The sequence below is a fragment of the Bradyrhizobium sp. URHC0002 genome, from assembly GCF_054059515.1.
This window is the reverse complement of the sequence record NZ_JBSSCF010000001.1, coordinates 4,580,499-4,597,105: the sequence shown is the minus strand read 5'-3', so window position 1 is coordinate 4,597,105 and position 16,607 is coordinate 4,580,499. Positions and strand designations below refer to the sequence as shown.

The window sequence follows — 16,607 nt, the reverse complement described above, 5'->3', positions numbered from 1 at the left end:
CTCGCGAGGCCGGAGCTGCCGCGAAATCATGAGGAAATCACGTTCCCCATGGCATATTCGCGAAGATGATTCGCCTGGCTCTTCCTCGACCGATGCTTCGTTCATGACCCTGCTTTCGACGGCACAGCACCTCGCCCGCGACACCCGCAGGTATCCGCGCTCGCACATGGTCCTGATCATGGTCGCGGTAACCATAACCGCGGGCGCCGTCGCGCTGGTCGCCTATTTGCTGTGGCCAACCTGGGTAGCGCGCCCCGCCGGCGCCCCCGACCGGCTGCCGGTCAGCGTCGGCGCCACGCTCTTCAACGTGCCGACCGCGGCGATCCGCCGGAAAATCCAGCGCCACTCCGGCCCGCAGGAGCGGGTCGATCTCAGTTTCGTCTTCCCGTCGCTGGAACCGCCGGATGCGCCCAAGCACGTCAGCGCCGATACGATCGAGGAGAAGGTACAGCCGATCGACCGGATATTCGTGTCGATATCGGCCCATCACGACACGCTGGCGCCCGACACGCGGGTCCGCACGATCTATCCGCGCTACCTCGGGCAGGCCGCAACGCGGGTCGATGAAGGTTTGACGATGCGCGCCTTTCGCGAGGGCTCGCCCTACGCCAACGAAGATTTGTTCTCCGCCACGACGCCGAGCCTCAACGCGCGCTGCACGCGCGACGGCCTGACGCCGGGCATGTGCCTGAGCGAGCGCCGCGTCGACGGAGCCGACCTGACCTTTCGCTTTCCGCGCAGCTGGCTGTCGCAATGGCGCGACGTTGCGAATGCAATGGATCGCCTGACGGCGCAGATGCTGGGGCCGAAGGGTTAGCGCGCGGCTCGCAGGGTGGGCAAAGGAGCGTTAGCGACGTGCCCACCATCTATCACCGATCGCGCTTCGAAATGGTGGGCACGCTTCGCTTTGCCCACCCTGCGACGTCGCGGCACGCGCCTCAGCCGACGTCGGCCAGATCTTCCTCGAGGATCGCCATCTGAAACTGGAACGAGCGATCGTCGTCCTCGTCATCGACGAACAGCACGCCGATGAACTCCTCGCCGATATAGACTTCTGCGGAGTCATCCTTCTTCGGACGCGGCACGACCCGGATCTTGGGATTGCCGAATACGCGCTTGAGATAGGCGTCGAGCTTCCTGACTTCCTGAACGTCCACGGCGGGTCTCCAATCGGATTCTTTGAGTTTCCGGGAGGTTTTTAGGACGAGACGGCAGGAACTGCCAGCCGTATCTTCACAAATACGACTGGGAGAAAGCTTGTAAAATCAAAGCCCGATCGCGCCGAGCATCTGATCCATGGTGCGGGACGGCTCGGCGCAGCCGGCTTCGCCGACGATCTTTGCGGGGACGCCGGCCACCGTAACATTGTGAGGCACCGGCTTGACCACCACCGAGCCCGCGGCGATGCGCGCGCAATGGCCGATCTCGATATTGCCGAGAATTTTTGCGCCCGCCCCGATCAGCACGCCGCGCCTGATCTTCGGATGACGGTCCTCGTTCTCCTTGCCGGTGCCACCCAGCGTGACACCGTGAAGGATCGAAACGTCGTCCTCGATAACGGCGGTCTCGCCGCAGACGAAGCCGGTTGCGTGATCGAGGAAAATGCCGCGGCCGATCTTGGCGGCGGGGTTGATGTCAGTCTGAAACACCGCCGATGAGCGGCTCTGCAGGTAGAAGGCAAAATCCTTGCGGCCCTTCTGATAGAGCCAGTGCGCCAGACGATGGGTCTGCAGCGCGTGAAAACCCTTGAAGTAGAGCAACGGATCGATGAAGCGCGAGGTTGCGGGATCGCGGTCGTAGACCGCGACGAGGTCGGCGCGGAACGCATTGCCGAGATCGGGTTCGTCGCGCAGCGCCTCGTCAAAGGTCTGGCGGATCAGGTCGCCCGACAGCGCCGAATGATCGAGCCGCTCGGCGATCCGATGGATCACCGCATCCTCGAGTCGCTCGTGATGCAGCACGGTCGAATAGATGAAGGAAGCAAGCTCGGGCTCGCGACGGACGATGTCCTCCGCCTCGCCCCGGACGCGATCCCAGATCGGATCGAGTGCGGCGAGCTTCGACCCTTGCGGATTGACCTGATGCACTGCCATGGTTGCTCTCGCAAATTCGCTTGTTTGATTGATATTGTAGCACGGCGGGCGGACTACTGTCCCGGGCAGGCGCTGACAAAGTAATCCCCTGTCGAACGCCATCCTTAAGGGCGTTATATCCAGTTGGTCGGGGTTTTCAGGAAATCAAGCGGTCCAAAGTCCGATTTTTGGTAGAAGATCATTCTCTTCGCGACAGGAAGTCGGTGACGCCGGTCTTGTAGACCTTGTCGCCGACCGCGCGCATGTGATCGCGGTTCGGAATGTCGAGCACCTCGGCGCCCGGAATGATTTTCCCCAACGCGGCCGCGGAGCCCGCGATCTCGTCCCTGGTGCCGACCGCGATCAGGACCGGCACGCCGATCCCGGCGGCCTCCTCCGATGTCATCAGCCGCCGCGAACCGCGCAGGCAGGCGGTCAGCGCGCGGCGGTCGGAGCGAGTCTGGTCGGCGAACGCGCGAAACGTCCGCCCCACTGGATCGGTGACGTCCTCCAGCGACGGCGCTTCCAGCGCTTTTGCCACGTTCTCGCCGGGGCCGCCACCCTCGATCAGCCCGATCCCGATGCCGCCAAAGATTGCCGAGCGCAGCCGCTGCGGCTGCTCGCGCGCCAATATCGCCGTCATTCGCGATCCCAGCGAATAGCCCATGACGTCGGCGCGTTCGATTCCCAAATGATCCAGCAGCGCGATGACGTCACTTGCCATGATCGCAATTTCGTAATCAGCGGAATCGTAGAGCTTTTCGGACTCGCCGTGGCCGCGATTGTCGAGCGCGATCACGCGGCGGCCGTCTTTCTTCAGATCGGAAACCCAGGCCGGATAGATCCAGTTGACGTTCTTGCTGGAGGCAAAGCCGTGCACGAGAACGATCGGATCGCCCTCGCCTTCGTCGAGATAGGCAATTTCGACAGCGCCGTTGTGAAAACTCGGCATCATCAGTTCCATGTTTTGGGGATCGGAATGAGCGACCTTGCAATGACGGCAAGTCTAACCCTGCGCGACAGCGCCCGCCAGAGCCGGGCCGGACGGCAAGCATGCCGCCGCCTGCTTTCTTGACCGCCGTGCCTTGCTGCGGCGCAGCCAGGCTTCGGTCGCGCGCTCGGTGGTTGCCTTGATCGACGACAGAAAACCGAACAGCGCCAGGAGCGCGCCGAACACCCACATCGTCAGATTGAAGGCGCCGGCAGCCAGCAGCAGCGCGCCGCGGCCAAGCACCTTCAGGATAGCGCGGGTCTGGCCGCCCTTGGATTCGGCAAGCCGCGCGGCGCGCGCGACGTCCTTCGGCCCTTGCGCAATGCGCAGCGTATCGAGCGCCCCGCGCGTACCGGCCTTTTCGCCGACGCGTCCGACGTCTTTCGCCAGCCGCACCAGCGCGCCGGCCTTCTCGGCGCGGAACGCCGCCTTGATCGCGCTGAGGGTCTCGCCCGGCCGCAGCACCGAGCCCTTCGCGACCGCCTGCTGCAGCACCGGCGCATCGACGACCTCGCGCACCGAGCGCCCGGCCCATTGCGTCAGCCCCTCGCCCAGCCGCCCGACCTTGCGGGCATCCTTGACCATGGAAAGACCAGCGCGCACCGGGCCGACACCGCCGACGGAGACGTAGGTCGCGGCGGTCACCGCGAGGCCCACCGTCGCCAGGCCGAGTACCAGCCGGTCCACGTCCTCGCCCGTCGCCAGGTGCTTACCCTCACGCACCACGTCCCTGATGTCGCCGAACACGAAGAGATCGCCGGCGACCGTGCCCGACAGGCTCGCGACGTCGTCGGCATTGCCGGTCACAAGACCGGTGGCAAAGCGTTTGGCAAAATGCGACGCCGAACCTGCGTCAGTAACGGCGTCGCTGACGCGCTTCGACAGCTCGTCGCTGACGATAATGCCTTTGTCGCGGGCGAGCTCGACGAAGCTGTTGGCGAGGTCGGAATCGCCCTCCGCGAGCGCTGCCTCGATATTTTCGGCGACCAGCGCCTGATTGCTCCGCAGGGCGGAATTGACATGGATATCGGACAGCGCCGCGGGATCGTCCTGCGCCGCGAGAATGGCGCCGGCCTCACGCGCATGCGGCCACAGCGCCGCGCACACCGCCACGCTGAGCGCCATGCCTGCCAGAGCTGATCCCAGCCGCAACCGCCTCATCCAAAAAGCCCAATTCCAAAAAAGCCTAGTATTTTCGTCTTTCTCAAGATGGTATGCCGTTTTTAAGACACAACCGCCCCGACGAAAGAAGGGCTTTTCTCCGACGACAAGATTGTGTCGAATTTGCATGAGCAAATGAGCGGTGGGGACCTCCCGAATCGGCTCTAGGAATCATCGGCACCCCCCACTATGGTGCGCGGCATTTCGTACCTGCCGCGTCGCGTTGATTGCGTGCGCCCGTCGTTGCTATCCAAGGTGAAACCGATGTCCGACCATGTCGTCCCGCATTTCCATAACGACGCCGGAGTCTCGGTGATCGAGATCGGCTCGCAGGAATTCATGTGCGTGGGCGCCAACCCGCCGTTCGACCATCCGCACGTGTTTCTCGACCTCGGCAACGACAACGAGATCATCTGCCCGTATTGCTCGACGCTGTACCGCTTTGCCGCCGACCTCGCCGCGGGCGAGGCCCGCCCCCCGGAATGCGTCCTGAAGGACAAGGTCGCCTGACCCTTCGGTGGCTGCCGCGCGCACCATCATCGTTGCTGGTGCCGGGATCGGGGGACTGACGGCAGCGCTTTCGCTCGCCGCGAAAGGCTTTCGCGTCGTCATCCTGGAGAAGGCCGAACGGCTGGAAGAAGCCGGCGCCGGCCTGCAGCTCTCGCCGAACGCCAGCCGAATCCTGGTCGACCTTGGCCTGCGGCCGCGGCTTGCGCCGCGCGCGGTGACGCCGGAGGCGATCACCATCATGAGCGCACGGGCGAGCGGCGAGATCGCCCGCCTGCCGCTCGGCGAAGCCGCCAGCCTTCGCGCCGGCGCGCCCTATTGGGCGATGCACCGCGCCGATCTGCAAGCCGCCCTGCAGGCAGAGGTCAACGATCATCCGGACATCGACCTGCGGCTCGGTTGCCAGTTCGAGGACGTGACCTCGCACGCCAAGGGGCTGACCGTGGTGCAGCGCCGCGGCAATGCGCGGCAGCAGGAGTTGGCGGTGGCGCTGGTCGGCGCCGATGGCATCTGGTCGGCGGTGCGGAACCATTTATTCCCGGAAGTGCAACCGCAATTTTCCGGCCTGATTGCCTGGCGCGGAACCCTCGATGCGACGACGCTGCCGCGCGAATATACCGCGCCGCGGGTGCAGCTCTGGATGGGGCCGGACGCACATCTGGTCGCCTACCCGATCTCGGCGGCACGGCAGATCAACGTGGTGGCGATCGTGCCGGGGACCTGGAACAGGCCAGGCTGGAGCGCACCCGGCGACGCCAACGAACTCAAGAACGCGTTCGCCTCGCAGCGCTGGCCCGCGACCGCGCGGATGCTGATCGGCGCCGTCGACGAATGGCGGCGCTGGGCGCTGTTCACCCTGCCCGATCTCGACGAATGGACGGACGGCGCGATCGCGCTGCTCGGCGACGCCGCTCATGCGATGCTGCCGTTTGCCGCGCAAGGCGCCGGAATGGCGATCGAGGACGCCGCCGTGCTCGCAAAGTGCTTGAGCGAAAGCCCGGGCGACAATATCGCCGGCGTTCCGGCAGCGCTGAAGCTTTATGGCCGGCAGCGGCGCGGCCGCGTATTGCGGGTGCAGCGCGCCGCGCGGCAACAGGGGCGCATCTATCATCTCACCGGACCGCTGGCGCTGGCGCGCGACCTCGCCATCAAGGCCATGGGCCCACAGCGCATGCTGGCGCGACAGGACTGGATCTACGACTGGCGGGCGTAGCGGCGTCTTCCGTTGCCAAGGCGATAACCGCGGCTGCCGCCGATCACTCCGGCTCGATACCAATCTCCTTGATGACCCTTCCCGAGGTGGCAAATTCAGTCTCAAGGAACTGCTTCGCATCGGAAGGGCTCGCTCCCTTGCCGGAGTCGATCTGGAAGCCGAGCACCCGTGCGCGCTCCTGCATCTCCGGTTCCTTCAGAATGCGGTCGATTTCCGCGCTTAGTTTCTGGACGATGTCTGATGGCGTGCCGGCTGGCGCCATCATCATGAACCAGCCCTGCAGGTCCACGCTCCTGAGCGTTTCGGAGATGCTCTGTACATCGGGCAGCGAGGCGATGCGCCGGCTTCCCGCGACCGCGATCGGCCGCAGCGTGCCTTCCTTGATGAAAGGCTCGGCCACCGATGCGGATTGAAGCGTCGCCTGGATGCGTCCTGTCACGGTATCCTGGATCGCCTGGGAGGTCTTGTTGTAGGGGACCAGGATGAAATCGGCCGGTCCATATTTGTTGATGGCCTGGGCGAGCAGACCCGTGAGATTGCGGGGACCGTCGACGCCCAGGCTGAACGTGCCCGGCGCCTTGCGCTCGAGCGCGATCAACGCCGGCAAATTTGTCGCCTTCACGTCCGGATGGACCAGCAGAACATGATTGCTGCGCGCCACCATGGCAACCGGAACCAGATCCTTCATTGGATCGTACGGCAGGCTCTTGAACGTGAAGGGATTGGTGACCAGCGCCGCAGAGGTCGCGAATAGAAGCGTGTAGCCATCGGGCGCGGCCCGCGCGACCGCCTGCGTGCCGACGAGGTTTGCCGCCCCCGGCCGGTTGTCAACGACGAATTGCTGCCCCAAAGCGAGCGAGAGCTTCTCGGCGAGAACCCTGCAGAGGATGTCGGGGCTGTTTCCCGCCGCCTGTGGCACGACGATCATTACCGGGCGCTGCGGCCAGCTCTGCGCCTGCGCCGGCAGCGCGATGGAAAGAGCTGCGCCGGCCAGCAGCATGCGTCGTGATATCGTGATCATCGTGCTCCTCCTTGGAATTGTCGACGGCGGTCCCCTGCTCTCCGGGGCTGACGCCATGTTGTTCGAGATGAGTTCAGGCCTCGTCGGCCACGCCGTTGCGCAGAATTCCGAGATCGTCGATCTCCACCTCGACCGTATCACCCGGCTTCAGCCAGAGCGGCGGGGTCCGCTTCGCGCCGACGCCGCCCGGTGTACCGGTCGCGATGACATCGCCGGGTTCGAGCCTGGTGAAGGTCGAGCAATATTCGATCATGCGCGGTACATCGAAGATCATCTGGTCGAACGTGGCTTCCTGGACGACCTGGCCATTGACGCGTGTCTGGAGCCGCTGCGATCCGCGGAAGGCGAACTCGTCGGCGGTCATCATCCACGGTCCGAAGGCACCGGTACCGGGGAAGTTCTTGCCGGGCGTGAACTGGTGGGTGTGGCGTTGGAAGTCGCGGACGCTGCCATCGTTGTAGCAGGCGTAACCCGCGACATGACCCCATGCATCGCTGCGGGCGATGTAGCGGCCGGGCTTGCCGATGATGATCGCCAGCTCGCCTTCGAAATCGAGGTCGTGTGACACGCGCGGGCGAATGATCGGGGAAAGATGTCCGGTCTGGCTGTTGGCGAAGCGCGTGAACACCGTTGGGTTCTCCACTTCCGACCGACCTGTTTCCTTGCGATGCGTCTCGTAGTTCAGGCCGATGCAGAGGATCTTGTCGGGACCGAGGATCACCGGCAGCCATGTGATGTCGGCCAGCGGATAGGCCTTGGCCTTCGGCGCAGCTGCGGTGACCTCGGCAAAGGCATCGGCGACGATCACTGATTTCACAGTTGGGTGGCGGCTCCCTAGCACGGCACCGACATCCTTGATTGTCTCGCCGTCGACCAGACCCCAGGTCGGGGCTCCGCCGCCTATTTTGAATGTCGCCAGTTTCATCTGATTACCTTTGCATCGTGATGGAGACAGGTTGTGGTCGGGATTCGAGGAGACGATCGCGGAGCTCGCGCAACATCCCGATGAGCGTTGCAGTGTCGCGGGCTACGCCGAAGACGTAGTGGTCGGGGCGGACGATGGCGGCGCGGCAAGCATGCCTGTCGAACCATTCGGCCATCACGCCATCGAGTTCCACCGCGACGCGACCGTGGACAGCTTCCGGGGCGGCTGAAGCGGCACTCTGAGCCGCACCGACGATGCGAATGATTGTCAGCCGCAGCTCGTCGATCTGCCGCCGAGCCGCGTCGGTCAGTTCGAATGCAGCTCCGCCGTCGATACAAAGGCGCCATCCCGCGCCGAAAGCTGTATCGAGCAGAACGGAGCCGTGATCGCTCAGGATTCGGGGTTGCGGAAACAGCGTGCCTTTCGCGGGTTCATCGGCAGAAGCAAACAAGCCTCTCCTCAAAGGCGGAACTATTTCCTGGCGGGTGATGGTGCGGGCCTGCCCGCCTCCCTCCGCGAGGATGCGCAGATCGCGTTCGCGCGCGGCCTGCGGGTCGCGCTCGCAAATGACCTGTCCGATCGCCTTGATCCGCGTAGTGAGCTCGCGGACGTGTTCACCACGCTCCTCGCCATAACTATCTAGCAGGGCTTCGCCGGGCTGCCCCTGGAGGACGTGATCGAGTTTCCAAACGAGATTCGCGCTATCGCGCAGACCCTGGCACATGCCCTGCCCGATGAAGGGAGGCTGCTGATGCGCCGCGTCGCCGGCGAGGAAGACGCGGCCGCGCCGCCATTCCGTGGCGACCAGCGCGTGAAAACGGTAGCTGGCCGCCCGCCACAATGTTGCTTCGTCCGGCGTGAGCCATTTTGAGAGGAGCTGCCAGACCCGTTCCGGTTTCTGCGCCTCCTGCGGATCCTCGCCAGGCAGCAGCATGATTTCCCAGCGCCGGTGGTTGCGGGGTCCGATAATGAAGCTCGTGGGCCGTACCGGGTCGCAATACTGGGCCGCGGTCTGCGGCAGCTTGCCGAGGGCCTCCTCGTTCACCAGGACGTCGACGACTAGCCACGGCTCGTCAAAAACCAGATCCTCCAAGGCGATGCCGACTTGTTCGCGGACTTCGCTGGAGGCGCCATCGCACGCGATCACATAGTCCGCGGTCACGCTCTGCCTGCCGCCGTCGTCGCCAAGCAAATCCAGCCTCACGCCCGTATCGGATTGCGCAAGTCCGACGAACTCGGTGCCCAACTCGACCTCCACGCTGGCGTAGGAGGCGGCATTCTCGCGCAACACCGCTTCGACGGGCGGCTGCGTGAACACCATGGTTGGCGTGTATCCCAGCGGATATGGTTCGGGAACCATGTCGATGCGTCGGATCAACTGGCCGGCCGCGCCAAAATGCTGCGAAGCCGGAAACGGCGCGACATGCGGCAGGATGCGATCAGCGATGCCGAGATTATCCAGCAGACGGAGAATTTCGTGATCCATCGCGATGGCGCGCGGCTTGTCATACACCGTGCGGAGCCGATCGATCGCAAGCGTGCGGATGCCGCGCTTGCCGAGCAGGCTGGTCGCGACTGCGCCCGTAGGACCAAATCCTACAACCACGACCTGGTAATCGTTGGGTTTCGCGGAGGTCGAGATCATTCTTCCACTCTCACCAGGATCAGACCGCAGCATAGGGTACGGCCACCTGCGCCGCCTTGACGTGGTCTGCCTTTGACGGAGCGATCCCCCAATGATCCGTGCGGCCCGGCGGCCAGGTCCATTCGGAGGGACCGCGCACCACATAACTGTCGTCGACCTGCAGCACCTCGGCGGTGTATTCTATGACAAAGCCTGCCGGGTCGATGAAATAGGCGAAGACGTTGTCGCCTGGACCGTGGCGGCCCACGCCCCACGCGATGGGGAAGCCAGCGTCGATCAGACGGCCGGAACCGCGCATCACGGCTTCGAGGTCGGGCATCAGGAAGGCGACGTGGTTGAGGCCGTTTACCGGAGCGTCGGCGATCACGACGGCATGGTGGTCGCTGTTGCAGCGGACGAAAGCCATCGCCTTCGATCGATCCGTCAGACGGAAGCCCAGAGCTTTCTCGTAGAACGCTGCCGACGCGTCGACATCGACGCTATTGAGATTGACGTGGGCGAGCCGCTCGGGCCTGTAGCCGTCCTGCGCTAGCGGCACGAGTCGCCGATCGCCATGCACGAAGCGCAGCAAGCCGCCCTCGGGACCACGCACCTTCATGACGGTGCCTCCATCCGGCCCGGCATTCGCACCCGGCGGCGACAGCACCTGCCCGCCTTGCTCGACGGCATTGACGCCGAGTGCAGCAAAATCGGCGGCCGAATCCATGCGAAAGGTTACAGCGCGCAGCTCGGGATGCGCGCTGGCATGCAGCGCGACGACATGATGATCGCTGCCGGTGGCCCGCAAATAGACGCTGCCCTCGTCACGGGCAACGACCTCAAGCCCCCAAACCGAGGTGTAGAATCGCTCCGCCCGATCGATATGCGGCGTACCGAGATCGACGCTGCGCAGAGACGTGACGGGGAAACGGGTCATCGCACAGGCCGCCCGTGCGCGACTGGCGAATGATCACGGAAGGCGAAGGCGCCGAGCATGATCTGCGAGACACCGAACTGGCTCATCAGATGGCGCAGCATCGCCGCTTCATGGACATGAACATCGATGCCCTTGCAGGGGTACGAGCCGGCTCCGGGCCGGATCGTTGGCTGCCGGTCTCCCATCACGTCCCACTCCCCCGATGGTCATACCTACGGATGAATACAAATTTTGTTCTAGCGAACGATTATTCTATAAATTCGACAATGTAAACCATAATTTATAGATTTTATGCAACCTGTCTTGAATGTATATGATGCTTGAGCGCCAGCAGATTCGCGGGGCGCCAGCGCGGAAGGGACAGTGAGAGGAATGAGCACGTCTTCGATCCGGCCAGCGCCGTCGACACAGACCATCAATGTCTACGACCGGCTGCGGGAAGACCTTCTGTCCGGGCGGCTCGAACCCGGACGCAAGCTCCAGATGCGGTTCCTGACGGAGGCGTATCAGGTCGGCCAGACCCCGCTGCGCGAGGCCCTCAACAGGCTCACGGCTGAGGGGCTCGTCGACTCGCACGAGCAGCGGGGCTTCTATGTCACCCAGATCAGCCGCTCCGAATTGGAAGAACTGACGAAGACCCGCTGCTGGGTTGAAAGCCTGGCGCTGCGGCAAGCCATGGCTGCCTCAACGCCGCAATGGGAGGAAGCTCTTCTCGTGGCTCATCACCGTTTGAGCCGAACGCCGCGATCGCTCAATGCCGAGCAGTTCGAGGACAATCCGGAATGGGAGCGGCTGCACCGGATCTTTCATCGCACCTTGATTGCGCAATGCGGCTCGCGCTCTCTCATTGCATTCTGCGACCAACTGGCTGACCAGCTATACCGATATCGGCGTCTTTCCATCCAAAAGGCGTTTCCCGGCCGGCATGTCGCCGACGAACACCAGACGATCGTCAATGCTGCCCTGAGCGGTGATGCGGACAAGGCGGCTGCCCTCCTGACAGATCACTTCACCGCCACGGCGGAGGTGATCCTGAAGGACAAGGCAATCTTTGCGGGTGTTCGTGCTGGTTAGAAAGTAGTGGCCGAACTAACCGTTGGCCTTCGAACGACTGCGCTTGGCAGCAGGAGCCGGCGGGACCGGCGCCGGCTTGGCTTCCGGTTTCGATTCCTGGCACCTGTTCTTTTCCCAGGCTTCATCGGCCAGCTTCGACTGGCCGCGCAGCGCAATGTAGTCATTGCGATAGGCCATCTCCGCCACCACCGGACCGGCGACGCCGGTTTCAGCCTTCCTCATTAGCCCCTGCAATTCCGCGGTGCGCGACGCGAGGCTCTTGCGCTCCGGCTCGAGCTGCTTGCAATCGTAGAGATCGTATTTGGCGGGGTCGGCGAAGGCCGGGGAAATGGTGTCGCTCATGCCGGCGCAGCCGGACAAGCCGGCTCCGAGCGCAACCAGCGCCAACGCGGCAACGCAGTGCGAGAATAACCGGCGATGGGACAGCGAGTTGGGCATCGGACCTTCGTTAAGTGGATTATGTTGAAATTGCCTAAAGCCCGCCGCAGGTAAACACCCCAAGTGTCCGCATTGAGGCTTTGCTTTGGCGCCCGCGCTCACTTAAAGGTGGGGAGCGTTTTGACCGGAGAATATCCCAATTCCACTTCTCCGAAAAACGCGCTAAGTATTTGATCTCCTGAGACTAAGCGGACGTGGCGGAATTGGTAGACGCAAGGGACTTAAAATCCCTCGATGGCAACGTCGTGTGGGTTCGAGTCCCACCGCCCGCACCAGCCTTCGCTCGCGAAGCGAGTGAAGGCTGCCGCGCCGAAGCCGACAGGCGAAGGCGGGCTGTGTCCGCGAGCTACGGCTCGGCAAGCCACGCGAGACCGTAAGGTCGAGGCGTGTCCGGCATAGCCTGAGCGAAGCGAAGGCGACGACGTACTGGTGAGACACGGGGACAAATTGCCACAAACCCATCTTTTCGAAATGCGCCGGCTGGAGATGCTGAGCAACACCATCTTCGGCGTTGCCATGACGCTGCTCGCCTATGATTTGCCGAAGGCCAGCAGCTTCAAACAGGCGCCCTCCTGGATAGACGTGCTCAATGTCTACGCCCAACCGGTCATTGCGCTGATGATCAGCTTCATCGTCGCCGGCCTGTTCTGGTTCAGCCACCACCGGCGGCTTGCGGTGGCGCCGGAAGCCGGGCGCGGCATCGTGTTCCTCAATCTGTTTTTTCTGCTCGCGATCATCATCCTGCCGGTGACCAACGGCCTCTACGGCAGCTACCGGCTCGACGGCGTGGTCGCCGTGATCTACGGCTTCCACCTGATGGTAATCGCATCGCTGAACGCGCTGCTGTGGGTTTTCGCGCTGCGGGGCCGCCACGATCCGCAATTGCTGATGACAGCCGTGTTTCCAGTGTTCGTGTTCGTGCTCGGCACGGCCACCGCTTTCGTCGCACCGAAAGTCGCGCAGTTCACCTGGTGCCTGGCGTTCGGCGCGCCGCTTGCGGGCTGGCTCGCGGCGCGCCGCGCAGGCTAGCGCGCGACTTTCGCCTCAGTCACCGTGAGCAACCGGTTAGCCTCCTCCGCAATCATCCGCTCCATCTTTTCCTGAAACTCCTTGCGCGGCAGGCCCGGCGGGATCGGCGGAAGAAAGGACAGCGTGATGGTGCCTGAATGCATCATCAGGGTCTTCTTGCCCCAGAACAGGCCGGAATTGCACGCCGCCGGCACGACTGGGACGTCGAGGTTGGTATAGAGCGCGGAGATGCCGGCCGACTGGAACGTCATTGGCTCGTCGATCGCTTGTCGCGTGCCTTGCGGAAACAACAGCGCCTTGCGCCCCTCGCCGACCGCGCGCCGGGCTTCGTCGACCATCTGGCGCAACGCCTGGCGGCCCGCCGACCGGTCAACCAGGATCATCGGATATCGCTCCAGAAACCAACCAACGAGCGGCAGCTTCCTCAACTCCTTCTTGGCGACGATGCTGGCATCGGGGAAGATCACGCAGAGCGCCGCGGTCTCCCACAGCGATTGATGATTGCAGGCGATGATGCAGGGTCCGTCGGGAACGTGCCCGCGTCCCTCGACGCGATAATCCAGCCCCACCACGTACTTCATCAGGAACATGATGCCGTTGGCCCAGACCTGGGAAACCGCGCGCACGGTGGTGCTGCCGGCGTTGAACAGCCACAAGAACGGCACCGATAGCGAAATGACCAGCGTCAGGATCACCACGGCGGCATCGAACAGAATCGACCTTAGATAATGCAAACGTCCGTCCCCTCGGGCCTCTTTGCGGCTTCCAATACAGCACTTTTCCCGGGTTGCACAATTCCGGCCGCCCCGCTGAAATATGTCTCACCATGGATTGGCCCGATTGCCCATCCAGGATTGCGCCATGCCTGCCTTCGAAAAGATCGCCATTGCGCCGCATCTCGTCTTCGATGCCATCACCGGCGGCACGCCCGGGGCGCCGCTGGTCCTGCTGCTGCACGGCTTTGCGGAATCGATGCATTGCTGGCGCGCGCAGGTCGCCTGCCTCGGCGACATGGGCTATCGCGCCATTGCGCCGAGCCAGCGCGGCTATTCGCCGGGCGCCCGGCCGGATCCGCGAGAGTTTTCGCACTATTTGATCGACTGCCTGATGGACGACGCCATGGCGATCGTGGCGGCCGCGGGCTATGGGAGTGCGCGCTTTCATCTCGTGGGCCACGACTGGGGCGGCAGCATCGCCTGGGGCATCGCCGACCGCCACCACGAGCGGCTGGCCTCGCTCACCATTCTCTCGCGGCCGCATCCGAACGCGTTCAATCGCGCGCTGGTGGACGACGGCGACCAGGCGCAGCGCTCAAAGCACCACAAGGCGTTTCTGGAGCCGGATGCCGCCGAGATCGTGCTGGCTGACGATGCCAAATGGCTGCGCCAGCGTCTGACCGCCAATGGCGTCCCCGCTGACGCGATCGAAATGCATCTCGCCGTGCTCGGCAACAAGGCTGCGATGGAAGCAGCCCTCGCCTGGTATCGTGCGCGCGGCGCGATCCGCGGGCCGCTCGGTCCGATCCGCGTGCCGACGCTTTATATCTGGGGCGACGCCGACGACACCGTCGGCCGCGCCGCCGCCGAAGGCACGGTCGATTTCATCGCCGCACCCTATCGCTTCGAGGCGCTTCCGGGCGTCGGGCATTTTGCGGCGGATCAGGCGCCGGAGCGTGTATGCGAATTAATGCTGGAACATCTCGCAGCGCATCCAGCGTAAGGAACGCAACGCCGGCAAAAATGTTGTCATGCACAAAAAGGAGCATGACGACATGGCTAGCGAACATCCCTTGGACGAACCTGCCGTAACCGGGCGCAAACCGTCCCCGGACCGGCGGTCATCCCAGCCACAGCAACCGCAAATCCCCTCGCCGCTGTCGAGCGACGGCCCGGAACTGATGCGGGATACCCACTGCTGACCTTCACCGACATTGCGCGCCAATGGGCGGGTGCTTCGCGCCAGCCCGTTGGCTCGCAATGACGCGGGGGGCGATGTCATCAAGCGCTGGCGGCAAATTCCTGATGCCGGCCGGGCGCGGCGTCGAACAATGCCCTGGTGTATTCGTGCTGGGGCGCGGCAAAAACCTCCGCCGTATTCCCCTGCTCGACGATCACCCCGCGCTGCATGACCGCGATCCGGTCACAGACTTGCGCTGCCACCCTCAAATCATGGGTAATGAACAGCACCGCCAGATTAAACTTGCGGCGCACCTCGTCCAGGAGCTTCAACACTTGATCCTGCACGGAGACGTCGAGCGCCGACACCGGCTCGTCGCCGATCAGCAATTCAGGCTCCATCGCCAGCGCCCGCGCAATGCAGATCCGCTGGCGCTGGCCGCCGGAGAACTGATGCGGGAAGCGATCGATAGCAGCCGGCGGCAAATGCACCACCGCCATCAGGTCGCGCGCACGCTGCAATGCCTCCTTGCGGCCCAGGCCAAAATTCATCGGTCCCTCGATGATCGCCTCGCCGACGGTACGGCGCGGATTGAGCGACCGGTATGGGTCCTGGAAGATGAACTGGATGCGCCGGCGCATCGGGCGGAATTTTGCTTCGCGCATCGCCGCGATATCGACGCCGTCGATCTTGATGCCGCCGTCGGTGGCGTCGACCAGCCGCGCGACGCAGCGCGCCACCGTCGACTTGCCGGACCCGGACTCGCCGACGATGCCCAGCGTTTCGCCGCGCCGGATCGTCAGCGAGACATCCTTGACCGCGGCAACCACGCGCGCCTTCGGCTGGAACAGTGAACGCTTGCCATAGGTCTTGAAAAGATTCTCGGTCTGCAGCACCACCGGTCCGGTCACCGGCGACCGCTTCGGCGGCGTCATGCTCGGCACCGCGGCCAGCAGCATCCTGGTATAGTCCTCGCGCGGATTCCGCAGCACCTCTTCGCAAGGGCCCTGCTCCACGATCCTGCCCATCTGCATCACCACGACACGGTCGGCGATCTCGGAGACGACGCCGAAATCATGGGTAATGAACAGCACGCCGGTTTTGGTGCGGCCCTGCATTTCCCGCACCAGCTTGAGGATCTGCGCCTGCGTGGTGACGTCGAGCGCCGTGGTCGGCTCGTCGGCAATCAACAGCGCCGGATCGAGCACCAGCGCCGCCGCGATCATGATCCGCTGTCGCTGGCCGCCGGAAAGCTGGTGCGGATAGGCGTCGATCATCTGCTCGGGATCGGGCAGATGCACCGCGCGCATGATCTCGAGTACGCGCGCGCGCTGTTCCTTCTGGTCGAGCCTGGTGTGGATCTCCAGCACTTCGCGGATCTGGTCGCCGACCCTCTCGACCGGATTGAGCGCGGTCATCGGCTCCTGGAACACCATGGCCATGCGGGTGCCGCGGATCGCGCGCAATTCGGCGTCGGATTTGGTGAGCAGTTGATCGCCCTGCAGCCGGATTGAGCCGCTCTCGACCTGCATCGCTGCCTTCGGCAGCAGGCCCATCACGGCCTGCGCCGTCACAGATTTGCCGGAGCCGGATTCACCCACCACACAGACGATCTCGTCGGCATCGACGGTCAGGTTGATGCCCTGCACCGCATGCGTCCTGTCGCCTCCCTTGATGGCGACCGAAAGATCCGAGACTTCGAGGACAGTGTTGCTCACG

18 protein-coding genes and 1 tRNA gene are annotated in these 16,607 nt (G+C 63.9%); 7 read left to right on the top strand and 12 right to left on the bottom strand.

What is annotated here, in order from left to right; genetic code table 11:
• The first annotated feature begins 103 nt into the window (after positions 1-103).
• Complete coding sequence (locus ACVWVY_RS22270; protein ID WP_456628395.1) at positions 104-817, top strand: hypothetical protein; 714 nt, start codon at positions 104-106, stop codon at positions 815-817.
• Between the two features lie 121 nt (positions 818-938).
• Here ACVWVY_RS22270 and ACVWVY_RS22265 read toward each other — a convergent pair whose 3' ends face one another.
• From ACVWVY_RS22265 to ACVWVY_RS22250, 4 genes are all read right to left on the bottom strand, one after another.
• Positions 939-1,157: a DUF3126 family protein gene (locus ACVWVY_RS22265; protein WP_025590201.1), complete on the bottom strand. Its 219-nt coding sequence runs from the start codon at positions 1,155-1,157 to the stop codon at positions 939-941.
• A gap of 108 nt (positions 1,158-1,265) precedes the next feature.
• Complete coding sequence (cysE, locus tag ACVWVY_RS22260; RefSeq protein WP_456628394.1) at positions 1,266-2,093, bottom strand: serine O-acetyltransferase; 828 nt, start codon at positions 2,091-2,093, stop codon at positions 1,266-1,268.
• A 178-nt stretch (positions 2,094-2,271) separates the two neighbouring features.
• Positions 2,272-3,024 (bottom strand): alpha/beta fold hydrolase, encoded by a 753-nt coding sequence (locus ACVWVY_RS22255; protein ID WP_456628393.1) that lies wholly within the window; start codon positions 3,022-3,024, stop codon positions 2,272-2,274.
• A 54-nt stretch (positions 3,025-3,078) separates the two neighbouring features.
• Positions 3,079-4,224, bottom strand: a complete 1,146-nt coding sequence (locus ACVWVY_RS22250; RefSeq protein WP_456628392.1) for a hypothetical protein — start codon at positions 4,222-4,224, stop codon at positions 3,079-3,081.
• A 264-nt stretch (positions 4,225-4,488) separates the two neighbouring features.
• On the opposite strand from ACVWVY_RS22250, the gene ACVWVY_RS22245 reads away from it, so the two are divergent.
• A complete protein-coding gene (locus tag ACVWVY_RS22245) occupies positions 4,489-4,734 on the top strand; it encodes a zinc-finger domain-containing protein (RefSeq protein WP_025590194.1) in 246 nt (81 codons plus the stop codon).
• Positions 4,735-4,741: 7 nt separating this feature from the next.
• On the top strand, positions 4,742-5,944 hold the full coding sequence (locus ACVWVY_RS22240) for an FAD-dependent monooxygenase (protein ID WP_456628391.1): 1,203 nt from the start codon (positions 4,742-4,744) through the stop codon (positions 5,942-5,944).
• Between the two features lie 43 nt (positions 5,945-5,987).
• On the opposite strand, the gene ACVWVY_RS22235 is transcribed toward ACVWVY_RS22240, so the two are convergent.
• The 5 genes from ACVWVY_RS22235 to ACVWVY_RS22215 all read right to left on the bottom strand — a co-directional run bounded on the left by ACVWVY_RS22235 (position 5,988) and on the right by ACVWVY_RS22215 (position 10,636).
• Positions 5,988-6,965 (bottom strand): Bug family tripartite tricarboxylate transporter substrate binding protein, encoded by a 978-nt coding sequence (locus ACVWVY_RS22235; protein WP_456628390.1) that lies wholly within the window; start codon positions 6,963-6,965, stop codon positions 5,988-5,990.
• Positions 6,966-7,038: 73 nt separating this feature from the next.
• Entirely contained in the window at positions 7,039-7,890 is an 852-nt protein-coding gene (locus ACVWVY_RS22230) for a fumarylacetoacetate hydrolase family protein (RefSeq protein WP_456628389.1), read from the bottom strand.
• 4 nt (positions 7,891-7,894) lie between these two features.
• Positions 7,895-9,535, bottom strand: coding sequence for a bifunctional 3-(3-hydroxy-phenyl)propionate/3-hydroxycinnamic acid hydroxylase MhpA (mhpA, locus tag ACVWVY_RS22225; protein ID WP_456628388.1), 1,641 nt, complete (start codon positions 9,533-9,535; stop codon positions 7,895-7,897).
• Positions 9,536-9,554: 19 nt separating this feature from the next.
• A complete protein-coding gene (locus ACVWVY_RS22220; protein WP_456628387.1) occupies positions 9,555-10,451 on the bottom strand; it encodes a VOC family protein in 897 nt (298 codons plus the stop codon).
• Complete coding sequence (locus ACVWVY_RS22215) at positions 10,448-10,636, bottom strand: hypothetical protein (RefSeq protein ID WP_456628386.1); 189 nt, start codon at positions 10,634-10,636, stop codon at positions 10,448-10,450. Before ACVWVY_RS22215 ends, ACVWVY_RS22220 begins: the two co-directional genes overlap by 4 nt.
• Positions 10,637-10,823: 187 nt before the next feature.
• Between ACVWVY_RS22215 and ACVWVY_RS22210 the strand changes: the two genes are divergently transcribed.
• Complete coding sequence (locus tag ACVWVY_RS22210; RefSeq protein ID WP_456628385.1) at positions 10,824-11,525, top strand: GntR family transcriptional regulator; 702 nt, start codon at positions 10,824-10,826, stop codon at positions 11,523-11,525.
• Positions 11,526-11,540: 15 nt separating this feature from the next.
• Here ACVWVY_RS22210 and ACVWVY_RS22205 read toward each other — a convergent pair whose 3' ends face one another.
• Entirely contained in the window at positions 11,541-11,963 is a 423-nt protein-coding gene (locus ACVWVY_RS22205) for a twin-arginine translocation pathway signal (RefSeq protein ID WP_456628384.1), read from the bottom strand.
• A 188-nt stretch (positions 11,964-12,151) separates the two neighbouring features.
• On the opposite strand from ACVWVY_RS22205, the gene ACVWVY_RS22200 reads away from it, so the two are divergent.
• Together ACVWVY_RS22200 and ACVWVY_RS22195 are read left to right on the top strand one after the other, a co-directional pair.
• Positions 12,152-12,238, top strand: a tRNA-Leu gene (locus ACVWVY_RS22200).
• A gap of 196 nt (positions 12,239-12,434) precedes the next feature.
• Entirely contained in the window at positions 12,435-12,992 is a 558-nt protein-coding gene (locus tag ACVWVY_RS22195) for a TMEM175 family protein (protein ID WP_456632283.1), read from the top strand.
• Here the strand turns inward: ACVWVY_RS22195 and ACVWVY_RS22190 are convergent.
• On the bottom strand, positions 12,989-13,726 hold the full coding sequence (locus tag ACVWVY_RS22190) for a lysophospholipid acyltransferase family protein (RefSeq protein WP_456628383.1): 738 nt from the start codon (positions 13,724-13,726) through the stop codon (positions 12,989-12,991). The two genes, ACVWVY_RS22195 and ACVWVY_RS22190, sit on opposite strands and share 4 nt — an antisense overlap.
• A gap of 127 nt (positions 13,727-13,853) precedes the next feature.
• Here ACVWVY_RS22190 and ACVWVY_RS22185 point away from each other — a divergent pair, with 127 nt between their 5' ends.
• Positions 13,854-14,711, top strand: coding sequence for an alpha/beta fold hydrolase (locus tag ACVWVY_RS22185; protein ID WP_456628382.1), 858 nt, complete (start codon positions 13,854-13,856; stop codon positions 14,709-14,711).
• A gap of 278 nt (positions 14,712-14,989) precedes the next feature.
• On the opposite strand, the gene ACVWVY_RS22180 is transcribed toward ACVWVY_RS22185, so the two are convergent.
• Positions 14,990-16,606, bottom strand: coding sequence for an ABC transporter ATP-binding protein (locus tag ACVWVY_RS22180; RefSeq protein ID WP_456628381.1), 1,617 nt, complete (start codon positions 16,604-16,606; stop codon positions 14,990-14,992).
• Between the last annotated feature and the right edge of the window lies 1 nt (position 16,607).

Bases quoted from the DNA above. Each gene is read 5' to 3' on its own strand.
- mhpA (WP_456628388.1), bottom strand. From the start codon at position 9,535: ATGATCTCGACCTCCGCGAAACCCAACGATTACCAGGTCGTGGTTGTA.
- ACVWVY_RS22255 (WP_456628393.1), bottom strand. From the start codon at position 3,024: ATGCCGAGTTTTCACAACGGCGCTGTCGAAATTGCCTATCTCGACGAA.
- ACVWVY_RS22230 (WP_456628389.1), bottom strand. From the start codon at position 7,890: ATGAAACTGGCGACATTCAAAATAGGCGGCGGAGCCCCGACCTGGGGT.
- ACVWVY_RS22235 (WP_456628390.1), bottom strand. From the start codon at position 6,965: ATGATCACGATATCACGACGCATGCTGCTGGCCGGCGCAGCTCTTTCC.
- ACVWVY_RS22205 (WP_456628384.1), bottom strand. From the start codon at position 11,963: ATGCCCAACTCGCTGTCCCATCGCCGGTTATTCTCGCACTGCGTTGCC.
- ACVWVY_RS22210 (WP_456628385.1), top strand. From the start codon at position 10,824: ATGAGCACGTCTTCGATCCGGCCAGCGCCGTCGACACAGACCATCAAT.
- ACVWVY_RS22195 (WP_456632283.1), top strand. From the start codon at position 12,435: ATGCGCCGGCTGGAGATGCTGAGCAACACCATCTTCGGCGTTGCCATG.
- ACVWVY_RS22245 (WP_025590194.1), top strand. From the start codon at position 4,489: ATGTCCGACCATGTCGTCCCGCATTTCCATAACGACGCCGGAGTCTCG.
- cysE (WP_456628394.1), bottom strand. From the start codon at position 2,093: ATGGCAGTGCATCAGGTCAATCCGCAAGGGTCGAAGCTCGCCGCACTC.
- ACVWVY_RS22250 (WP_456628392.1), bottom strand. From the start codon at position 4,224: ATGAGGCGGTTGCGGCTGGGATCAGCTCTGGCAGGCATGGCGCTCAGC.
- ACVWVY_RS22185 (WP_456628382.1), top strand. From the start codon at position 13,854: ATGCCTGCCTTCGAAAAGATCGCCATTGCGCCGCATCTCGTCTTCGAT.
- ACVWVY_RS22215 (WP_456628386.1), bottom strand. From the start codon at position 10,636: ATGGGAGACCGGCAGCCAACGATCCGGCCCGGAGCCGGCTCGTACCCC.
- ACVWVY_RS22220 (WP_456628387.1), bottom strand. From the start codon at position 10,451: ATGACCCGTTTCCCCGTCACGTCTCTGCGCAGCGTCGATCTCGGTACG.
- ACVWVY_RS22270 (WP_456628395.1), top strand. From the start codon at position 104: ATGACCCTGCTTTCGACGGCACAGCACCTCGCCCGCGACACCCGCAGG.